Origin of the sequence: Limnobacter sp. (genome assembly GCF_046297615.1) — a bacterium.
Lineage (GTDB): Bacteria > Pseudomonadota > Gammaproteobacteria > Burkholderiales > Burkholderiaceae_B > Limnobacter.
On the sequence record NZ_JBKBHM010000002.1, the window covers coordinates 319,209 to 337,167 of the forward strand.

A 17,959-nucleotide genomic window follows, 5' to 3' on the forward strand; every position below is an offset into this window, starting at 1 on the left:
TTTCACCAGCAGGCTTTCAATCAATTGCTTCCTGAACGCTTATTCGTCCTGCTCTTCAGCAGGCTCTCCCTCTTCGTTCTCTTCGCCGTCCTCAGGTACACCAGCCGAGATTGCAGCCGCAACTGCAGGCTGGTCTTTTCCGGTGCTGTCCACACTGGCCGGGTCGGTATCGAAAGTCAGGTCAAGCTCATCCATCATGTCCAGTTCCTGACGGCGGCTCTTGAACACGTCTTCCGCATCCTGTCCACCCGAGGTCTGGGCGATCACGTCAGAGACCGTCATGAAGCCCGCCCGCACTGCACTTCGGAATGCAGACACTTCCTTGGTCGGGTCAATCCAGCTCCAGCCACGTGGCTTGAAGCGCACCTTCTCGTACTTGGCCCGGTTGCTGAAGAAGTCAGGAATGTTCAACTCACCGCTGATCACTGCCTGGTTCAGCCATTCCCGGTAAACCTGCGACACAAAGTTGCGGATCAACCAGCCCTGCAGCACCCGCCACAAGTCGCGGTCATCCAGAAGCGAAAGCCTGCTGGAGGAGTAATTCGACTGGGAGTAATCCCGGGACAAGGCCTCATAACTCACACCCACACCGGCTGCCATTTCACGCAACATGAACCGCATGAACGGCTCCAGCGCTGCATTGGGCCTGCTGGGGTTGAACCCCACAAAATCTTCACCAGGCATCAGCTGCCGGAATGTTCCAGGCTCGGAATCAATGACCCGCTGACCAAAGGAAACGTCATCACCAGGTGAAGGCTCAGGTGCCTTGATGAAGCCCACGATATTGGCCGAGGCCCGCGCCGCCACAATTTCAGCGTCGCTGTAACCCTTCATGTCATTGATGCGTCTAAGCACCGCATGGAACCAGGGCACTCCCCGGGTTTGTGGCCAACGCTCAACGATGTACAGGTGGATCACTTCATCAGCTGGCACGCGGATGAACTTGCTTGGCACGAAGCTGCTGAACTGGTAGTCCCCTGGGTGGGTTGGGTGAAACCAGTACGCCTGGGGCCTGCCCCATTCATCCACCTCCACACCCATGCGGATGGAGTTGCCGTTGGGTGCCTTGGCGGTTTGCCACTGGTCCATCAGGCGATCAGCCTCAAGTATTTCCAGCGCAAGTGACACACGGCCACCACCAAAAGGCCGGCGCACTTTTCGCACCAGCACTTCTCCGGCTTCCACCAGCTGCGCCATGATCAGGCGCATCATCTCGGGGAAACCCAGCAGGCCAGCCGTGTGACAGGTGCCTTTGTCGCACCATTCAGCCCACTTCTCTTCAATCAGGGAATTGACCGCATCAATCAATTTGCCGCGGGCGTTGCTCACCTGGGCCTGCACACCGATGCCGGTACCCACCACATTGTTCTGCACAATGCGAACCGCATTTCGGGCGTGGGCATTGTCCCGCACCATCTGCCTGGAGCGTGCGCGCAGGGCAGTCAGGCTGGTCAGGATCTCGGAGTCAGCCGAGGTACTCAGCGAATTCCAGTCAGAGGTCAGGCGGTTCACGGCCGCACCGGCATAGGCCCGGGAAGATTCCGACCGCTCTTTCCTCAGTCGCTCCTGGTTGCGTGTGTAATTCCAGTCCCGCAACACCACCGAACCTTTGTAGGCCACCCGCTTTTCGTCGTACCAGGTGGCCATCACTTAAACCTCACGTATAAATTGGTGGGATCACCCAGGCCCTTGGCTGCAGCCTCCGCTTTTTCTTCGGTCAATACCCGGGATCGCCAGTAGCTGATCAGGCTCAATATCTCAGTGCTCGACTCGAACTCCATTTCCCGAGTGCCGATCTTGTACTTGCGCATCCGGCCGCCAGAGGCCTTGAACTTGGACAGGGCAAGCTCAGCATCTTCGAGCGCCTTCCTTGCCATCGAGCGGCCATCAAACCCAAGCCCCGCAGTCAGCGGGTCAGGCTTAACGGTCAGCCGCACCGGCCCGAATGTAAATCGCTCGGTAGCAGAGCTCACCACGGCAAAGGCGGAATAGACACCCGCTTCCAAGTCAGCAGACTGTGTGGCAGTCAGGCTGGTGGTCCAGCCATCACCGCTGGACACTGCTGGCAAATCCAGCACAGCCGGTCCACGCAGCACATACTTCAGCGCAAATTCAGTTGAACCGAAGATCCTGCCCTGGGCATCCTGAAAAGGACGATCCGCCCAGGAGGCCGAGTCACCAGCGATGAGTTGTGAAGGAATGTTCATTACCAGCTGCTTGCCTTGAATCCGCCAGAACCCTGGCCATTAAAAAACCCGCTGGGCGGGGCCACAGCGGGTTGCTTGTTTTTCTCAGCCTTGGGTCTGTCGGCTGCCTTGTCTGAATCACCGTTTGGATCTGGAGCCAGTGGAGGAAGATCCTCCACGACTTCCGAGAGCAGGTCCGCCTGCCTCAGCTTTCGGTCCTCATCATCCCAGCGTTCGTCTTTCCACAGGTTGATCTTCAGGCTTCGAGCTGCGTGCAAGGCGTACACCTCGCAGTCCAGCGCCTCGTTCCTGACACCCGCCTTTTTCTGCCACACCTTCTTGTTCCGGATGGTGCGGTGAGGTGCCTTCACTTCCGAGGTCATCTGCTCGTAATAGTCAGGCCGAACGCCTGAATACCAGTGCAGGCGACCCGGCCCATTGCCAATCAACTTGATGCGGCCGGCGCTTGCATCCACACCCAGCAGCAAATCCTTGGCACGCTGGGTACCAACAATGAACGGCCGCAGGCCATACTTGTGGGCCTTCTGCTTTCGGTCAGTGTCAACCGACATCTTGGGCGGGCTGAAAATCTCCCGGCCATCATCCAGGGATGAACCCTTCACGGCCATGTAACCGCGGGCAATCCGCCTGCGCACATAGCTGTACACCGCATCCGAGGTCTGGCCATCCGATGAGTCAATGCTGACTGCGCGCACACGCAGCATGGCGCCAGACTCATGCCGAACCGCCTGGCTCAGCAGCGCATCCAGGTCAACCCAGGCACCCTGCTCGGGCACCATGGTCGCGCCATGAATCTCACCCCAAAACACCAGCCAGCTTTCCTCACCCTTGCCCCATGCCCGGATGATTACGGCCAGTCGGTCGTGCTGCACGTCCACGCCAGCAGTCAGGATCAAGCCGCCCCAGGGGACGGTTTTCTCGGAATAGCTCTCGGCCCGGTCAATCAGGTCCTGAATTTCCGGCAGGTCACTCTTGTACTCATACGCCTTGCCCAGTGTGTTGTTCACAAAGGAGCGCATCTTGGTGTCATCGCCCTGATCCAGCTGGTGCTGGGCAGTCAGGTACTTGGTCACCAGCTGCTCAAGCACCGATCCGGGAAAGGGGCTGTACAGCTCATTGACGTAAAACCCGGCCACACCGAAAAACGGCGCACTGGCTTTCCAGCCGTGGCCATCACGCTCGGCCCGGCGCACATTGCGGTTTTTGTCCGCATCATTCCAGATGCCGCCACAGTGCGGGCAGACATAGAACGCAGTGTCAGGGCGGGCATTGCCGAAAACCTCATGCGACACCTGGGCATCGCTGTCCCAGCGCACGTTCTCCCAGTCCAGCACATGCGCTTCATCGCAGTGGTGGCAGGGCACATAAAACTTGCGCTGGTCGCTGCCCTTGTAGCCACTCTCCACCCGTGACACACCACCAATGGTGGGCGTTCCACCAAAGATCACCTTGCGCCTGGGGAAGGACTTGGTCCGCTCTTCCAGCAGGGTGATCGTGTCGCCCTGGTCGTTCACGTTGTCATTACAGTCGTCCGGCTCTTCCACGGCCACGAACGGGGCTGGGGTGGACTTCACTGAGCTGGGCGAATTCGAGCCCACGAACTTCAGGAAGCCACCAGGGAAGGTTTTGAACTGCCACCGGTTTTCCCGGTCCCGGCGCCGGTGCACCGGTATTTTTTCAGCCAGGCGAGGCGTCACCTCCACCATTGGCACAAACTTTTCGTCGTTGAATTCCTTGGCCGCGCCTTCCTTGGCGAACATGATGATCATGGGGCAAGGGTCGGTATCGATCCGCTTGCCAATCGCATTGAGCAGCACGCCATCCGTCCAGGCCACCTGGGCGGACTTCATGGTCACAATCTTGGTGACCCTCGGGTCGTCAATTGCCTCATGCATGCCCCGCACCCAGGGCGTCACTTCACATCGATACTGGCCCGGCCGCGCCGAAGCCTTGGACGACATCCTACGGTGTTGGGTCGCCCAGTCCGTGGTCGTGATCTGGATCGGAGGCGTCAACATCCTCACCAGCTCCAACACCATCGCCTTCACGGTCTGGGTCGTATCGGGCGAGTTGAGCCATCGCGTTGTGTGTGTATTCATTGAGTAACTTCACGTCCACATCGATGCCGTATTGGGCGTCCAGGTCCGCCTTCAATTTGTCATCCCGGGACAACAGTTCAATGCGGAACGCCGACACCATCTGCACCAGCTCAGGCTTCAGTTGCTCCACATTCACCAGCTGGCCGCGCTTCTCGGCAACCAGGAGGGATTTGTATTCACGGTCCACTCGCTCGCTCAGCACCTTCTCCATGATCAGGTCGTAACCCTCCTCGCTCTTGTGGCCAGAGGCGACCGAGCGCAGGTGCCTGATGTAGGCAACGCGGATTTCATCGAGTGTGGATTTGGTCCAGTCAATGGACAGTTTTTTCAGGGCCTCGCTGGCTGACTTCTGAGTCATGTCCAGGTGATCTGCTACTTCCTGCTGTGTTGGCATGTTGGTTTATACCCCCCTTAGGAACTTGGGAACTAGCGAGAAATCGCGCTGCATTCGCCCGTAAAGGGAGTCTGGAAAAAGGACCCGTTATATTTTGGAGAGGGCAAACCGAAGCTCTTGGGACAAGACCTTGGGGAACTGCTGGTTGATTCGGCTGATCACCTTGTCCATCACCACCTTGTTGGAAAAACCCTGAGGGATGTTGAAGCTGAACAGCTCATTGATCGTCAATCGCTTTCGCCCAAACTTGAACCTACCAAAGCTTTCACCTGTCTGCTCGAAGTTGCCCTTGTATCCACCCCGGCGAAACACACCCACATGGCCTGACTTCATTCTCCCGATGAATGCACCAGGAATCAGGATGCGTCTGCCCTTGATGGACACGCTTACCCCTTGGGCTGTCTGCCTTGCCTTGAATGCCAGCATTGGTATTGGCTTGCCCTCAGCCTTGACGAAAGCCTCAAGCTTTCCCCGGCCAGCGGTCTTGACAGTAATGTGGCGATTAACCACCCGCGTACCGATTTTGTAATAGTCCTTGATTTCCCTGCTCGCTTGAGTCTTAGCCTGTCGGGCTGTTTTGTTCAGCGCCCGCACCACCACCTGTTCATTCATCTTGGCGGACAGTCTTTTCAGCCGGGCTGCCTCTTTCTTCAGATCAGTCCTGATGTCGATCTTCAGCAAGGCACATCTCCAGAATGAAAAATGCCCTGCATCACATCAACCAGTTGTCCACCAGTCAAAGCAGCCGCAGAGCATAGCGAATTTAACTACAAAGTGTATTAATGGACGAAATGATTTCTTTCCCGATGTGCAATAAGGCGCCTTCTGGCCTCCTCCTGCTCGCGAAACCAGATCGCTACTCCATGCCTTACCTGCTCCACCCTGACCGGCACGGTGGTGGTGCTACACCCGATTTCCCTGGCCATCTGGCGAATGCTCAGGCCCTTCACGTACCACAGCAATGCGACCTTGCGCAGCTCAGGCAACAGGCTGTTGACAGCCGAATCTGTTTTGCTGGCATCGATCTCATCGACTGGAATCACTGCGGTGTATTCGCTCCTGGTGGTCTTGGCCATCATGCCGGCCAGCACACTGTTTCCCCAACCAGTTCCACCTTCATCGCGCCTGCGCATCCAGTCGCCCCAGTTTTTCAGCTTTTCATCGAAATGTGATTTCATCAACCCGCCCGCTCCTAAGTGACTTCTTTTGAATTCATTTCTTCGACTAACACCACTACACCCCAAGAACACCAGTGACCCAGAAGGAAGGGAGGGAGGAAATCGGCATAGCTCCCCCAAGCAACGCTCACAGATTGAGCCTTGCCCGGGCGTTGCCAAAAAAAATCTGACCCGTCAGTTGGTCGGTCGATTACGGCGCCATGCAGGCCTGTTTGCCACATGACTTGTCCAGACTTTTAGAGAAAACAGTCTCCCCTGCGCGCGCTCTGGACGTTCGCCCCCACGCTTGCACCTTGCGCTCTTTTTAGTGCGTACACCCGCTGGAAAAATGTGTCGAGCCCGTAAAGCCAGCAGGCGGTCTGGTGAGCAGCTACATGGCTGCCTCCGGCCTGTGCGGGGTACGCTTCAGCATGGCAAGAGCCTCGGAAAGCGCTCTGGAACCGGCTTCGCTACGTATCTTGCCTGCAGGCGCGTTCAATCGCGGCACCGCAGCAGGCAATGGGGGCAAGGTGCCGTCTTCCTGCTGGGTCAATACGTCGTGGTAAATCTGCGTGAATTTTGCTTTGCCAGCCAGCCAATTGACCCGGGCGAGTTCACCCATACCAAAGCGCTGAGCGGTCCAATACAACACCGCATCGGGCCACGGCGTGGCATGGTCGTGCAGGTGCCGGGCAGACAGCGTAGCTGCGGTCATGAAAAGCGTTTCAAGGCTGGCTGTTGGCTTGCACAGTTGGATGAATTCCGGCCTTGATGGCGGGTAAATGGTGCATTCGGTTTTCATGCGGCGAATGCCAATGCGCAGTTGATCCGGTGTCAACTTGCCGATGTCTGCTGCCCATTCATTTTTTAGCTGTTGCACATCACAGCCCACCCACTTGCTGCTGAACTGGTTGCCATACAGGCGGAATTGCTCATCAAACAGCCAATCAACCACATACTTGGCACCAAGGGGCTTTCTTCCCAAGTGTTCAATCAACTCGCTTGCAGGGCATATTCGGGTTGCCTCATGTTGCTGCTGAAAGGCCTGGTGTAACTGCGTGGCAGTGACACGGCCAGTGGCTCGCCGGGTTTTGACGGCACGCGACATTTCCTTGGAAAACCAGTTGGTGAGGTAGCGCTCATACTTCGACTTGATGTGCCCGGGGTGGGCCACCAGGTAGGCCTGGGCCTTGGCCAACTCCGATTTGACGTTCACCATTGGGTAGGCCTTGCACCACAGAGCAATTTTCTGCTCGGTGATGTTGGTGAATGCGCCCTCTTCCCAGCCTACAATCGTGCCGGCAGCCAGGGCCAGTTGGGTTTCAACCTCCCTACGCATGCGGTCCGCCTTAGTACGACCGTAAATATCCTCAAAATCGGCCAAAGCCTCCTTGCGATCAACGCCCTCAAGCGCCTTGATCTGCTCCACCAGTTGAGCCCATGACTGGGAATCCATGTCCTCAGACATCATCGCCTCCACTTGCACAGGTGCTGGATATGACTTGGGAAACTTCTTCGCTGTACTGGCAGGACAGATTTTTCAGCGCCTCGGCCAGCATCTGTATCCTGCCGATCTTGCTTTGGAAGGTGTTGCACAGTGCATTGCCCGGCGTGGTGCTGTCGACTGCATCGAGCGCCTCTTGCACATCCAATTGAGGCGGATTGCCATATACCGCCTGGTGACCAATCCGGCCCACCAGGTGCTCCTTGGCCAACTCAAAGGCTTCATGGGCGAGGTCAAACGCTTTCTTGTCCACGGCAGCCTTCACCTGAGCGGGCAGCTTCACGCGTGGCTCGCTGTAGTCGCCAAGCAGCAGCGCCTTCACATCGATGGTTTTTTGGGGTTTTGGTTTTTGGTATTGCCCGCTGGTGCGAATACTGGGCAGCACTTCGGAGGTGACCCACTTGGCAAACTTGCGGGCCTCAGGTTTGCGGCTTCTCAACACCAGAGCGTACAGCCCGGATTCGTTGATTAGAACTTGATTGCCACCGCGCTCTAGCGATTGGCTATACCGCTCATCTGTATCGAGATGGGTTGTTACTGCATCGCTGGTGTTAACGTAGCCCAGCGCCTTGCACACATCCTGCGCCACAAACCAGGGCTGGCCATCGCGCATCACAATGCGCACTTCGGTGGAATTGAAATTGAACGGAATGGTGGCGGGTACGCCGGGGGCTGGCTTGCTCATGGTGCTGTCCTGTATTTGCGGTTGAGTCACCGCCAACCCCTCTGCTAAAAGGGTGGGCGGAACTGTGCAGGTAGCAGACCGGATACAGGAACCGGCAGGGCTTGCGCCCTCCCACACAGCCCGCCCATTGGACGCACTGCGAGCAAGAAAAAAGCCGCGCACAAACGTGGAGCGGCTTTCCTTCGCTCCTGTATATTCCGGGCTGCTATTCCCGATCACACCTTTTTTTGATGTGACGGGGTGAGGATAGCTCGAAGGAGCGAAGAATTCAAGTGACTTGACTGGGTGTATCCTATTTTCTACAATAGAAACATGAAAACAATCCACACCACCCCCGAGTTCGATGCCTGGTTTGATGCCCTGAAGGACAAAGCCGGAAAGGCCCGGATCTTGGCTCGAATCGAACGAGCCGAGCAAGGCAACTTCGGCGATGCTGAACCGGTAGGTAACGGCGTTTCGGAAATGCGTATTCACTTTGGCCCAGGCTATCGGGTGTACTTCGTGCAGCGTGGACTTGAAATCGTGATTTTGCTGGCCGGGGGCGACAAATCCACCCAAAGCAAAGACATCAAAGCGGCGCTTAAAATCGCCGAGAAACACTGAGGAGTAACCATCATGAGCAAAACCAAAGCCACAGCAAGCCTTCGCAAATGGGACACTGCTGAGCACCTGAAAACCGAGGAAGACATCGCTCTCTTTCTGGATGCGTGCCTGGAGGAAGCAGGAGACGATGCGGCCTTTGTTGCCAAGGCGCTGGGCACCGTTGCGCGTGCGCGGGGCATGACCGAACTGGCCAGATCCACTGGAATTGGCAGGGAAAGCCTTTACAAGGCGCTGTCGGGTGAAGGCAACCCGAGCTTTGCCACCATCTTGAAAGTGACCCACGCCCTTGGCCTGAAACTGCACGTGGCGCACGGGGCTTGATAGGTTCGTACCGGCGCTCATAGCCCCACCTCTTCTTTGGCTAGCCAGGCGGGCGTGCTCACAATCGTGTACGGCCCCTTCACCCCAGCGCTGTAGGTTTCTGCGGACATGCAGCCCCTGCTTACAGCAACAGATTGACGGTCAGCAGCAGTGGCCATACCTTGTGCATTCAAACCAAAAACACAAGGAGACTTATGAAACCGCTTTACTACTGGAAAACCCGGGTGGGCACGTTCTACATCGCCCAGTCGGCAGATGGCCGATTCCACCCGGTCTTTGATGGCGAGGACCTGGGTAGCTATACAAGCATTCAGCAGGCCCTGGATGACTTGACCGGAGGTCATACGTTTTCGCTCAGCGGTGGGCATGACACGTCCGAACTCGGAATCTCTGACGAAATATCCGAATGGCAAAGATGCAAATAAGGCTGTAAGGTCTCAATAACATCTCGAATGGCTTGCACCGAAAGCGCAAGCCTGACGGTCTGGCCTTCTTGCAGATTAAAACCAATTCCAACTCTGCCGCTCGCCGCATCAAATGGCATTGTGCAACGCCACTCAGCGGGTTTGTAACTTGCGGGAAGTCTGCTTTTCACGTCTGTCATGCCGCCTCCTGGTTACGCTTGACCCACTCGGAGCCCGCATACAACGCCACCCGCTTCTTACAGTGGCGCATGGGCTCCTTCCTCAGAACCAGCACACGGTTGGCATACCGCAGGCGATTGATCAGCTTGTTCGCGCTGCTGTATTCAATGCCCAGCTCACGCGAGGCAGTGGCCAGGGTGGCGGGAGTTGCATCCAGGTAATCAATCAACTTCTTGGCGTGGTCAGAAAGTGGGCGGCCCATGGTCAGTCCCTCTTGCTTGAACGAACCTTTGCACGGACAACCAGCCCCTGGGTAACCAGGGAAACAGGCTTGGACCTCTGATTCAGCGAGGCCACAATGGCCCGCAGGTTGTTAGCCTGGGTCACCAGAGTGCACAGGTGGTTGTCGATCTCGCGCATTTCATTGTCAGTCACCCGGTTGTCAGCCACCGATTCAGTGACTGATGTCAGGTATCCAGAAAACTCTTTGACCGTCTCGGCAATGCTGGCCAGCACATTCTGCTCTTCGACCTCATCCACTTGGATACATACGTGACCAAGCGCGCGGGCCATGGCGTACAGAATGCGGAAATCCTGCGTGAAGGTCTGGATTTCAACCGACCGCTCGAGCGAAAGGCTGTTGCGGTTGGTGTTGTTCGGGTTCACCTGGTGGGACAGCGTCATGCCATTCACACCCAGCCGTGGGGCCAAGGCCATTGCACCACCGGGATAATCATGCACTGTGTGGTATGCAGCGTCGCGGACGGACAGTACTTGATCAGCTTGATCGATAGTCAATTGGCAGACTCCATTGATGCAGACAGAAAGCAAGAGCCGCGTGACAATCCTTCACACGACCTGATTGAAAGGCGGGCAACCCCGTGACATGCTGCAAATTCCCCAACCTGCAGCAGACACACATTGGAGTTGCCCTTGGAGCAAGAAACCCATGAACGAAAACTTGTTACAGCCGAAGACATTTCAAGGCGACTCGTCGCCCAGGCTTTTCCCGTGTACTTCGACTGGTTGAAACAATTGGTCACACTGTCCTCTCTTGAGCTGACAGTGCTCCTTTCCCTAGTGGACATTGAGGGCAACACACCTGATGAGGCCCGCGTTGCTCTTCTGTTGACTTGGGTGTGCCTGTCAATTGCGGTACTGGCTGGTGTGTTTGCGTGCACTTGGCAATACCGGGGTCCGCTGAAGCAAGCGGACAATCTAGACAAACTAATATTTCGCCAGGACGTAGCGGGTCTAAATAAAGCGATAAGAGCCTCGGTGAGTCCCAACCACTATCATCGATTCGCCGCACGAACCACCGTTTCAACGTTCTGTATAGCGACCATATCGCTGTGTATATACGGTGCAACCAAGATTTTCTGATGAGCTCACTCACACTTCACCTCACCGGAAAAACTCCCCGGCCCTTGCGGGCTGGGGACAAGTCCATCATCGACAGAGATGGAGGAGACATAACCTGTTGGAACTTCTGGGGCGTTGGGATGGCACACGAGCTCAGGCCAGATTTCCCACCAGTCATCCGGCCGTAGATCCCAGCGCATGACCTGACCATCAGTGGCCCGCTCAATTGGCACGCACCGATCAAGTGGAATTGGCCGGGTTTTGCTCCACTGGCTTATCAACACCGGTGAGCAATTTAATGCGCTCGCTACCTTCGCAGCGAGACCTCTTTGGGATTTCAGGAAATTGTTCAGCCTCATGGCGAAAGATATTAGCACCGTGCCATCGTTTGTCAAGCACGGTGCGTCTTTCTATTATTAGCCCATTGCTAAATACTTATGAAATGAAGACATGCAAAGAAATCCGACACGAGAACCTACTGAAGCTGATTGATCAAATTGGCTCTACCCAGAAGCTGGCGGATAGGCTTGGGAAAACCCACAGCCAAATCAGCCAACTGAAAAACAAAAGCCCTAACTCTAGGACTGGGAAAGCACGTGGAATCGGAGATGATGCGGCGCGAGAAATTGAAATTACTCTAGGATTGGAAACGGGATGGATGGATCACGAGCACTCGCTGGGTAAACCTACCCCCTTTACCTTCAGTTTTTCTAAGCCACTGAACAATACAACAATCAAAGTAATAGAGCTGATGGAAGCAATGGATGATGAAACTAGGGGGGCCGTGTACGGTGCAACCCTGATGCTGATCAAGGCACTTCCCCGGGAGCTACAGGAGCGAATATTGAAAGTCGGCTGAAATTTTCCAGCTGGTGGCATACAGAAAGAAGAAAAAAGGAAGTGGCTGTGACTATTAAATTATTAGATCTTAAAAAGCTAAACCTAGACCTCAGCAACCCCAGAATCGGAACATTTGAAAACGAACAGGCAGTCATTGAAGCACTGCTGAAAGACGAAAAAATACTTCCGCTTGCCAAGGACATCGCTAAAAAAGGCATGACCAACCCATTGGATTTCATTGGGGTTTTTCCCGCTGAAGCAAGTGGAAAATACGTTGTCGCTGAGGGCAATCGGAGAGTGTGCGCGCTCAAACTTCTCGACAAGCCAGAGCTGGCTGGCACATCCGAGCAGGTCAAAAAATTTCAGACACTAAAGACCTCAATGGTCACCAGGATTTCCAAAATCGAGGTTCGAATCTTCCCGGATCGCGAATCTGCAAACGTCTGGATCCCCCTTCGGCACTTGGGCTCTCAAGACGGGAAAGGCCTTAAGGCCTGGGACACGGTTCAAAAAGCCAGGTACCTCGAAGAGCTTGGCACCCGTGACAGCCCAGATCGGCTGGCAAAATACCTGATTGAATATGCAACAACCAACGAGCTGTTGACTGACGACCAACTTGACCAGGTACCCGTCACCACCATCACTAGGTACGTGAGCAACCCAATTATGCGCAATGCGCTTGGGCTTACCAACGCGAAGCCGCCTGAAATCACCGTTCCAGAGAACCTTTTTAAAGCAGCATTGAAACACTTCCTGCTGGATTCAATTGGTCAGGACCCAAGGGTCAACTCCCGGTCGAAAAAGGCGCAGATCGATGCATATGCAAATGAATTACTTGAATCAGGTGTGGCACCAACAGTTCGAAATCAAGCATCTAAGCCACTGGCCGCCAAGCCAAACCAAAAGCAGACTGAGCCGACCGAGCAACCTAGTTCGGCACCTGGCGAGAATGTATCCACACAGGTAACAGCTCAAACAGCCAAACAGGCACGCAACAACCGCAACCCTTTGGATAGAAAACACATTGTTCCGAATGATTTTAGAATTCGAGTAAAGCCGGATTCCTTGAAGCTGATCTACGATGAAATGCGATCGATTGATGTCGAGGAATGCCCTCTGTCTGCCGTGGCATTATTTCGCGGCTTTCTTGAGTGCGCGCTGAAGAAATTCATTAACGCCCACGAGGGTAAAGTAAAAGACGACCTATCAGCCAAAATGAATGAGGCCGCAACTATCATGGAAGGGCTGGGACACAAACTTCCAGGGATTGAGAATTTGAAAAATATGGCGCAAAACAGGCAAATGACAATGTCCGCATATCAAATGGGCAGGATTGTTCATGGCGCGATGGGTAGACCCAATAAGCGTTACATCAACTCAGGCTGGACACAAATCGAGGACATCATTCCAATACTGCTCACGGACAAAAAATAGTTATGGCCAAGTGGCAACTTTTTTTGTAGCATGTGCGCATGCCTACCACTCAGACCCCCCTTCGATACCCCGGCGGCAAGAGCCAGATGATTCCCTTGGTCAAGAAATTGATGAAGGAAAACAAGCTCGTGTATGGTGACTACGTTGAGCCATTTGCTGGCGGCTGCGGGATTGCCATGGAGCTTCTGATTCACCGAATGGTCAGCAACATCTACATCAATGACATTGACCGCGGCATCTACGCTTTCTGGCATTCCGTGATCAATCGAAGTGAAGAATTGTGCGAGCTGATCGAAAAAACGCCAGTCACCATCGAGGAATGGCATAAACAGCGCGAAATCGCGTTCAGCAAAAGCGAGCGGCATTTTCTGAGAATCGGTTTTGCCACCCTCTTCCTTAACCGCACCAATCGGTCCGGAATAATCAAGGGTGGTGTGATCGGCGGCAAAAGCCAGGCAGGGAGCTATTTGCTGGATTGCCGCTTCAACAAGGAAGACCTTCTGAACAAGGTGCGCAGAATTGCCTACTTCAAGGATGAAATTCATCTATCACGGCTCGACGCAGTAGATTTTCTGAGGCAGGTGGTGCCCACAACAAGCACAAAGGCCTTGATCAACATTGACCCGCCCTACTACAAAAAAGGCAAAGAGCTTTACACCAGCTTTTACCAGCACAGCAATCACCAGCTGCTGGCCGAGGAAATCAACAAGCTTGAACGCCCCTGGATGGTGACTTACGACAACGCAGACGAAATTCGGCAGCTGTACGGCAACCACCGTTCGATCACGGCAGACCTGAATTATTCAGCACAGACCAAGCGCAAGGGAACGGAGCTCATGGTATTTTGCGATCAACTGAAACTGCCACAAGAGATCCAGGCATTGATTGGACACCGAGGAAGAAGAGCAGCTTAATCCTCGGCCATGATGTCCTTGAACATCAGGATAGTTGGCCTTTTCACCTTCGATTTATTCTGGTTTTCAGCGTGCATGCTGCGCACAAATCCCCGCGCCTCATAGAACGCAATTACATCACTCTCATTCACTGCATCGGTGGTTATAAATCGGCAAGCCATGGGAGCGTCATAAACCATACCCACGGCGAATTCGATCAACTCACTACCCACGCCCTGACGTTGATACGATGAAGCAACGGCCAGCTTTGTCAGTTTTACAGCAGGCCAAGCTCGCAGGGAGATCAAGCCACCACTGGATTCAAACTCCTCGAACTCACTGAGGGTGATCGCATCAGATGCCAGGCTGTAGTAACCCACCACTTCCTGCATGCCTTCCCGAAAAGCTAGGTAGGTATTGGATAACCGGTCCAATTCGTAATCCAGCGCCGATCTGACAAGAAAGTCAACTAATTCCGGGCGCGGGCAATCAAACCCCGCATACAACTCGGGCGCAACTTCAGAAATACTCTTGAGAACCAGCCCAGGAAAAGACATTCCTGGGACTTAGGCGATTGGTTTGGCCAGCGCCTTTCGCGCCTTCAGCGCAAGTGACTGCAGGCGTTTCGCTTTGGCGACCGAAGGCCTGTTGTGTCTGACCATGTCCATGATCTGAGCAGACCCTGCAGCATCAAGCTGAGGCGTCATTTTGTATTCAGAACTAACAGGCTTGGAAGCCACCTTAAACACAGCCATGTATTGGAACGGAATAGTTAACTTCAGGAATTTCATGATACTAGAATTTTAAGATTTTGCTTATTTTTATTTATCGCTACTCCATAGAGGCGATAAATATAAGCACTGTGCATTGATTTAATATAAGCACCGTGCTACATTGCCTCGAAATTAGTTCGAGGCAAAGATGATTCAAAACAACACATCACCCCAACAAAGCCCCCTCAAGCCACCCCATCAATTCAACAATCATCAATTCGCCCGATTCGAAAGCGGAGGCAGCATGAAACCCAATCACTGCTCCCATCGGGTTGAGCTCGCCACAAGCTTGGAAAACTGGCTTAAGCCCTCTTCCTACTGCAAGCAACCAACACGATTGAGGGTGATTCTGACCCTGCTGGCAATCGTAGTCGGCAATGGACTACTGGGACAAATGGACTACGAAGATCAACTCGCAGCAGCCGCCCATCAGGCAGATACCTCGCAAGCCGAGGACCACCACCCAGAGCAACAACAACAAGGATATTGATATGCCCTCACAAAAGTCAGCCAATAACAACACCGCATGGGCCACAAGGGATGAACTCTTTTTTGTTAGCAATATCGGGCGATTCAGCAGTTCGCGAACCCCCTCCCTGGCCACTGTTCAAACGCTGCTATTCCGATACCGAGATGCTCTGCAAGCCAGGGAACTGTGCTCATTTAACAAAAACGAGGTGTTACTTCTTGTCAACCACCGATTACAGGAGATAGATCAAAAGCGGCAGGTGGCGGTGAAAAGCGCCTGCGGCGAACGACTGGCGAGCCATGCGCCATGAACACCTCAGCCGCCCTATTTCTGTCCACCTTTGCACTCGTGATGGCCCTAGGCCTTCAGAGTCAATTCGTCAACAACGGACACCACGTCATGGCATTTGCAAACTCACTGGCAATCGGAACCTGCAACCTAGTCTTACTTAAGCTGGCACCGGATGCCAGCGGCGTTGAAATCGCCGCGTACATCCTGGGCGGACCCTTCGGCATCGTCACGAGCATGCTTCTCTTCCAGCGCATCAAGCGCCTCATTTTTCGACTGGGCCAAGCCCGCACCACCAGGAGCAAAACTTGAAAGACCAAACACTTAAAGAGATGACCATCGACTCGGTTGGCGTATCCCTCATGCAGCTGTTTATACAACACGCTCAGGACTTGAAAAAGCCTTGGCAGCAGATGAGCAAGCACCAGCAAGACAGCACAATCGACGCCATCCGCTGCGGCGTGCAGGACGCAGTTAAGCAAGCCGTGGAACTGATCGCCGCCAAGAAGCGTATGCACGTAATTGGTACGCTGGAACAAATCACCATCAAAGAGGGTGTGCGGGCAAGTATTCGCGTAGGCAAGAACGCCCCAGGCCTTGCAGAGATATTCGAACGCCAGGGCGAAGCTGTGGCACTAGTGGTGGCGCACCCCGGTGAAGAACTGAAAGGAATTTTCGAGATCGAGGGCGAGAACGATCAACGCGGCCTTGCGCTTGGCCATGAATACAAGCCCAACAGTGATGGCGAGGGTATGCCTGAAACACCGGCAGTTAACGGCGAAGGCCCCGCGCAAGATGCCACAGCGAGCTCAACGGCTGAGCCCATTACAACAACCACCACCGAGCCAGAAATCAGCCACCTCTACGAAGAAGCGGTCCAGCTGGTGACCAGCAACAACCGCCCATCCGTCAGCTTTCTGCAGCGCAGCCTTCAGATCGGATCTGACAAAGCTCGCGCTCTGCTGGACTTCATGCAGATCAACGGTGTTGTTACAGCCCCGGATGAGCGCGGTTTCCGGAGGCTGGTGAGCGTGGTGGCAGCATGACACTGAACGATCAAGAAAGACGATTTTCCAACCAACAACAAATTTAACCTAAGGATTTTCAATGAACACACACACCGAACAAACAATTCCAGCAGTTGGCACAGCCGTACTTGGCGGCTTCTTTGCAGGCCTGGTCAACATCAACAGTCAAACCAAGGGCATTATCGTTGCACCCAAAGCAACCGGGGAATACAAAGGCAAGTCGGCTGAATCAGATGAGCGCATCGAAGGCGCAGCATGCCCGGTGGATGGTCAAAAAAACACGCTCGACATGATTGCAGCTGGTAGCGCCCTGGGTAATTGGGCGAAAGCATTGAACATTGGTGGCTTCACCGATTGGCATATTCCATCGCGCGACCAACTCGAAATCATCTACCGCGCATTCAAACCCACGGAATATGCAAATTCGCCCTACTCCGGCGTGAACATAAGCAGCGCACCACCGCAAAACCTGTACACGAACGAGAGCCCAAAGCAGTGCGAATTGGCTGAGTTTAAAGAAGGCGGGGAAGAGGCTTTTGACACCACCTGGTATTGGACATCAACACAGGTTGGCGCTGCATCTGCCTGGATCCAGTACTTCACCAGTGGCTACCAGAACGACGCCTGGAAGGGCTACCACCTCCGCGCCCGTGCGGTCCGCACGATCAACGTCAGTGATTTGACCATTTAATCATTTTTCTTTTTTTGGGGTAATTCATGTCAGCAATTCCAAAAATTCAAGTGGTGATCGATGGTCACAGTTTTGAGGTGCCACTTCAATCGAAGGTGATGCCACTGACAGCACCATCAATTCCAACCACGCCGCGACCAGTTCAAATTGGCGAATATTGGGCCGAACAGGGTGGCGTGCTTGCAGGCCTTATGCGCGGCGAAAACAGCAAGCCAGACTATTTTCTAATTGTACCCATCGACCCGGCAGCAGAAGTTGAAAGCATCGAATGGGGTGGCAAAGGCAAGAACGAAGAAAACGCATGCAGCGAGTTCGATGGCAAGGCAAACACACTGGCTTTGGCAGTTGATAGCGAAGTTGAGCACCCAGCAGCGCAATGGGCGCACGAGTTGGCTATTGGCAAGTTTAACGACTTTTACTTGCCTGCGCGCCGCGAACTAAGCCTGATGTACGCCAATGTGCCTGAGCTGTTAAAGAAAGAATGGTACTGGTCTAGCACTCAATACAGCGAGGCATATGCCTGGCTCCAGACCTTCTACAGTGGGGTCCAGAGCAGCTCCTGGAAGAACGGCAACGACCGCGCCCGTGCGGTCCGCAGATTGTTAGTCATTTAACCCTTTAATCATT

General features: G+C 54.3%; 26 protein-coding genes. 11 read left to right on the top strand and 15 right to left on the bottom strand.

Annotation, left to right across the window (positions count from 1 at the left end; all coding sequences use genetic code 11):
• Positions 1-39: 39 nt before the first annotated feature.
• From ACK4FF_RS05485 to ACK4FF_RS05520, 8 genes are all read right to left on the bottom strand, one after another.
• Positions 40-1,647 (bottom strand): phage portal protein, encoded by a 1,608-nt coding sequence (locus ACK4FF_RS05485; protein ID WP_409705628.1) that lies wholly within the window; start codon positions 1,645-1,647, stop codon positions 40-42.
• The gene (locus ACK4FF_RS05490; protein ID WP_409705631.1) at positions 1,647-2,207 is read right to left on the bottom strand and encodes a hypothetical protein; all 561 of its coding nucleotides are present in this window, start codon (positions 2,205-2,207) and stop codon (positions 1,647-1,649) included. Before ACK4FF_RS05490 ends, ACK4FF_RS05485 begins: the two co-directional genes overlap by 1 nt.
• Positions 2,207-4,246, bottom strand: coding sequence for a phage terminase large subunit family protein (locus ACK4FF_RS05495; protein WP_409706583.1), 2,040 nt, complete (start codon positions 4,244-4,246; stop codon positions 2,207-2,209). The genes ACK4FF_RS05490 and ACK4FF_RS05495 overlap by 1 nt, the downstream gene beginning before the upstream one ends.
• Positions 4,170-4,664, bottom strand: a complete 495-nt coding sequence (locus tag ACK4FF_RS05500; protein WP_409705634.1) for a MarR family transcriptional regulator — start codon at positions 4,662-4,664, stop codon at positions 4,170-4,172. Before ACK4FF_RS05500 ends, ACK4FF_RS05495 begins: the two co-directional genes overlap by 77 nt.
• Positions 4,665-4,787: 123 nt before the next feature.
• Entirely contained in the window at positions 4,788-5,381 is a 594-nt protein-coding gene (locus ACK4FF_RS05505) for a phage tail protein (RefSeq protein WP_409705637.1), read from the bottom strand.
• Between the two features lie 98 nt (positions 5,382-5,479).
• Complete coding sequence (locus ACK4FF_RS05510; RefSeq protein WP_409705640.1) at positions 5,480-5,878, bottom strand: hypothetical protein; 399 nt, start codon at positions 5,876-5,878, stop codon at positions 5,480-5,482.
• Between the two features lie 370 nt (positions 5,879-6,248).
• The gene (locus tag ACK4FF_RS05515) at positions 6,249-7,328 is read right to left on the bottom strand and encodes a hypothetical protein (protein ID WP_409705643.1); all 1,080 of its coding nucleotides are present in this window, start codon (positions 7,326-7,328) and stop codon (positions 6,249-6,251) included.
• Positions 7,318-8,046, bottom strand: a complete 729-nt coding sequence (locus tag ACK4FF_RS05520) for a Bro-N domain-containing protein (RefSeq protein WP_409705646.1) — start codon at positions 8,044-8,046, stop codon at positions 7,318-7,320. The genes ACK4FF_RS05515 and ACK4FF_RS05520 overlap by 11 nt, the downstream gene beginning before the upstream one ends.
• Positions 8,047-8,358: 312 nt before the next feature.
• On the opposite strand from ACK4FF_RS05520, the gene ACK4FF_RS05525 reads away from it, so the two are divergent.
• Together ACK4FF_RS05525 and ACK4FF_RS05530 are read left to right on the top strand one after the other, a co-directional pair.
• Positions 8,359-8,649 (top strand): type II toxin-antitoxin system RelE/ParE family toxin, encoded by a 291-nt coding sequence (locus ACK4FF_RS05525; RefSeq protein WP_409705649.1) that lies wholly within the window; start codon positions 8,359-8,361, stop codon positions 8,647-8,649.
• A gap of 12 nt (positions 8,650-8,661) precedes the next feature.
• Entirely contained in the window at positions 8,662-8,970 is a 309-nt protein-coding gene (locus ACK4FF_RS05530) for an addiction module antidote protein (protein ID WP_409705652.1), read from the top strand.
• Between the two features lie 17 nt (positions 8,971-8,987).
• Here ACK4FF_RS05530 and ACK4FF_RS05535 read toward each other — a convergent pair whose 3' ends face one another.
• The 4 genes from ACK4FF_RS05535 to ACK4FF_RS05550 are packed head-to-tail and all read right to left on the bottom strand — an operon-like array spanning position 8,988 to position 10,352.
• Positions 8,988-9,338, bottom strand: a complete 351-nt coding sequence (locus tag ACK4FF_RS05535; RefSeq protein WP_409705655.1) for a hypothetical protein — start codon at positions 9,336-9,338, stop codon at positions 8,988-8,990.
• Positions 9,311-9,574, bottom strand: coding sequence for a hypothetical protein (locus ACK4FF_RS05540; RefSeq protein ID WP_409705657.1), 264 nt, complete (start codon positions 9,572-9,574; stop codon positions 9,311-9,313). Before ACK4FF_RS05540 ends, ACK4FF_RS05535 begins: the two co-directional genes overlap by 28 nt.
• Positions 9,571-9,816: a hypothetical protein gene (locus ACK4FF_RS05545; RefSeq protein ID WP_409705660.1), complete on the bottom strand. Its 246-nt coding sequence runs from the start codon at positions 9,814-9,816 to the stop codon at positions 9,571-9,573. The genes ACK4FF_RS05540 and ACK4FF_RS05545 overlap by 4 nt, the downstream gene beginning before the upstream one ends.
• A 2-nt stretch (positions 9,817-9,818) precedes the next feature.
• Positions 9,819-10,352, bottom strand: coding sequence for a phage regulatory CII family protein (locus ACK4FF_RS05550; RefSeq protein WP_409705663.1), 534 nt, complete (start codon positions 10,350-10,352; stop codon positions 9,819-9,821).
• A gap of 135 nt (positions 10,353-10,487) precedes the next feature.
• Between ACK4FF_RS05550 and ACK4FF_RS05555 the strand changes: the two genes are divergently transcribed.
• A complete protein-coding gene (locus ACK4FF_RS05555) occupies positions 10,488-10,937 on the top strand; it encodes a hypothetical protein (RefSeq protein ID WP_409705666.1) in 450 nt (149 codons plus the stop codon).
• A 5-nt stretch (positions 10,938-10,942) separates the two neighbouring features.
• Here the strand turns inward: ACK4FF_RS05555 and ACK4FF_RS05560 are convergent, their stop codons facing one another.
• Positions 10,943-11,200 carry a transcriptional regulator gene (locus ACK4FF_RS05560; protein WP_409706585.1) on the bottom strand — a complete coding sequence of 86 codons (258 nt, stop codon included), beginning with the start codon at positions 11,198-11,200 and terminating at the stop codon, positions 10,943-10,945.
• On the opposite strand from ACK4FF_RS05560, the gene ACK4FF_RS05565 reads away from it, so the two are divergent.
• The 3 genes from ACK4FF_RS05565 to ACK4FF_RS05575 are packed head-to-tail and all read left to right on the top strand — an operon-like array spanning position 11,143 to position 14,104.
• Positions 11,143-11,775, top strand: coding sequence for a hypothetical protein (locus ACK4FF_RS05565; protein ID WP_409706625.1), 633 nt, complete (start codon positions 11,143-11,145; stop codon positions 11,773-11,775). The genes ACK4FF_RS05560 and ACK4FF_RS05565 overlap by 58 nt on opposite strands.
• A gap of 47 nt (positions 11,776-11,822) precedes the next feature.
• On the top strand, positions 11,823-13,190 hold the full coding sequence (locus ACK4FF_RS05570; RefSeq protein ID WP_409705669.1) for a hypothetical protein: 1,368 nt from the start codon (positions 11,823-11,825) through the stop codon (positions 13,188-13,190).
• Positions 13,191-13,228: 38 nt separating this feature from the next.
• A complete protein-coding gene (locus tag ACK4FF_RS05575) occupies positions 13,229-14,104 on the top strand; it encodes a DNA adenine methylase (RefSeq protein ID WP_409705672.1) in 876 nt (291 codons plus the stop codon).
• Here ACK4FF_RS05575 and ACK4FF_RS05580 read toward each other — a convergent pair.
• The gene (locus ACK4FF_RS05580) at positions 14,101-14,640 is read right to left on the bottom strand and encodes a GNAT family N-acetyltransferase (RefSeq protein WP_409705675.1); all 540 of its coding nucleotides are present in this window, start codon (positions 14,638-14,640) and stop codon (positions 14,101-14,103) included. The genes ACK4FF_RS05575 and ACK4FF_RS05580 overlap by 4 nt on opposite strands.
• A 9-nt stretch (positions 14,641-14,649) precedes the next feature.
• Positions 14,650-14,874, bottom strand: coding sequence for a hypothetical protein (locus ACK4FF_RS05585; protein ID WP_409705678.1), 225 nt, complete (start codon positions 14,872-14,874; stop codon positions 14,650-14,652).
• 130 nt (positions 14,875-15,004) lie between these two features.
• Between ACK4FF_RS05585 and ACK4FF_RS05590 the strand changes: the two genes are divergently transcribed.
• The 5 genes from ACK4FF_RS05590 (at position 15,005) to ACK4FF_RS05610 (ending at position 17,946) form a co-directional block, all read left to right on the top strand.
• Positions 15,005-15,346 carry a hypothetical protein gene (locus tag ACK4FF_RS05590; RefSeq protein WP_409705681.1) on the top strand — a complete coding sequence of 114 codons (342 nt, stop codon included), beginning with the start codon at positions 15,005-15,007 and terminating at the stop codon, positions 15,344-15,346.
• Between the two features lie 285 nt (positions 15,347-15,631).
• Positions 15,632-15,925, top strand: a complete 294-nt coding sequence (locus tag ACK4FF_RS05595; RefSeq protein WP_409705684.1) for a hypothetical protein — start codon at positions 15,632-15,634, stop codon at positions 15,923-15,925.
• A complete protein-coding gene (locus ACK4FF_RS05600) occupies positions 15,922-16,659 on the top strand; it encodes a DNA translocase FtsK (RefSeq protein WP_409705687.1) in 738 nt (245 codons plus the stop codon). Before ACK4FF_RS05595 ends, ACK4FF_RS05600 begins: the two co-directional genes overlap by 4 nt.
• Before the next feature lie 61 nt (positions 16,660-16,720).
• Complete coding sequence (locus tag ACK4FF_RS05605) at positions 16,721-17,332, top strand: hypothetical protein (RefSeq protein WP_409705690.1); 612 nt, start codon at positions 16,721-16,723, stop codon at positions 17,330-17,332.
• 26 nt (positions 17,333-17,358) lie between these two features.
• Positions 17,359-17,946, top strand: coding sequence for a DUF1566 domain-containing protein (locus ACK4FF_RS05610; protein WP_409705693.1), 588 nt, complete (start codon positions 17,359-17,361; stop codon positions 17,944-17,946).
• The last annotated feature ends 13 nt before the right edge of the window (positions 17,947-17,959 follow it).

Coding starts and splice junctions, on each gene's coding strand:
- ACK4FF_RS05580 (WP_409705675.1), bottom strand. CDS start 14,640: ATGTCTTTTCCTGGGCTGGTTCTCAAGAGTATTTCTGAAGTTGCGCCC.
- ACK4FF_RS05525 (WP_409705649.1), top strand. CDS start 8,359: ATGAAAACAATCCACACCACCCCCGAGTTCGATGCCTGGTTTGATGCC.
- ACK4FF_RS05610 (WP_409705693.1), top strand. CDS start 17,359: ATGTCAGCAATTCCAAAAATTCAAGTGGTGATCGATGGTCACAGTTTT.
- ACK4FF_RS05595 (WP_409705684.1), top strand. CDS start 15,632: ATGAACACCTCAGCCGCCCTATTTCTGTCCACCTTTGCACTCGTGATG.
- ACK4FF_RS05520 (WP_409705646.1), bottom strand. CDS start 8,046: ATGAGCAAGCCAGCCCCCGGCGTACCCGCCACCATTCCGTTCAATTTC.
- ACK4FF_RS05605 (WP_409705690.1), top strand. CDS start 16,721: ATGAACACACACACCGAACAAACAATTCCAGCAGTTGGCACAGCCGTA.
- ACK4FF_RS05545 (WP_409705660.1), bottom strand. CDS start 9,816: ATGGGCCGCCCACTTTCTGACCACGCCAAGAAGTTGATTGATTACCTG.
- ACK4FF_RS05590 (WP_409705681.1), top strand. CDS start 15,005: ATGATTCAAAACAACACATCACCCCAACAAAGCCCCCTCAAGCCACCC.
- ACK4FF_RS05515 (WP_409705643.1), bottom strand. CDS start 7,328: ATGATGTCTGAGGACATGGATTCCCAGTCATGGGCTCAACTGGTGGAG.
- ACK4FF_RS05585 (WP_409705678.1), bottom strand. CDS start 14,874: ATGAAATTCCTGAAGTTAACTATTCCGTTCCAATACATGGCTGTGTTT.
- ACK4FF_RS05495 (WP_409706583.1), bottom strand. CDS start 4,246: ATGGTGTTGGAGCTGGTGAGGATGTTGACGCCTCCGATCCAGATCACG.
- ACK4FF_RS05500 (WP_409705634.1), bottom strand. CDS start 4,664: ATGACTCAGAAGTCAGCCAGCGAGGCCCTGAAAAAACTGTCCATTGAC.
- ACK4FF_RS05510 (WP_409705640.1), bottom strand. CDS start 5,878: ATGAAATCACATTTCGATGAAAAGCTGAAAAACTGGGGCGACTGGATG.
- ACK4FF_RS05490 (WP_409705631.1), bottom strand. CDS start 2,207: ATGAACATTCCTTCACAACTCATCGCTGGTGACTCGGCCTCCTGGGCG.
- ACK4FF_RS05540 (WP_409705657.1), bottom strand. CDS start 9,574: ATGACAGACGTGAAAAGCAGACTTCCCGCAAGTTACAAACCCGCTGAG.
- ACK4FF_RS05485 (WP_409705628.1), bottom strand. CDS start 1,647: ATGGCCACCTGGTACGACGAAAAGCGGGTGGCCTACAAAGGTTCGGTG.
- ACK4FF_RS05530 (WP_409705652.1), top strand. CDS start 8,662: ATGAGCAAAACCAAAGCCACAGCAAGCCTTCGCAAATGGGACACTGCT.
- ACK4FF_RS05575 (WP_409705672.1), top strand. CDS start 13,229: ATGCCTACCACTCAGACCCCCCTTCGATACCCCGGCGGCAAGAGCCAG.
- ACK4FF_RS05535 (WP_409705655.1), bottom strand. CDS start 9,338: ATGCCCACCGCTGAGCGAAAACGTATGACCTCCGGTCAAGTCATCCAG.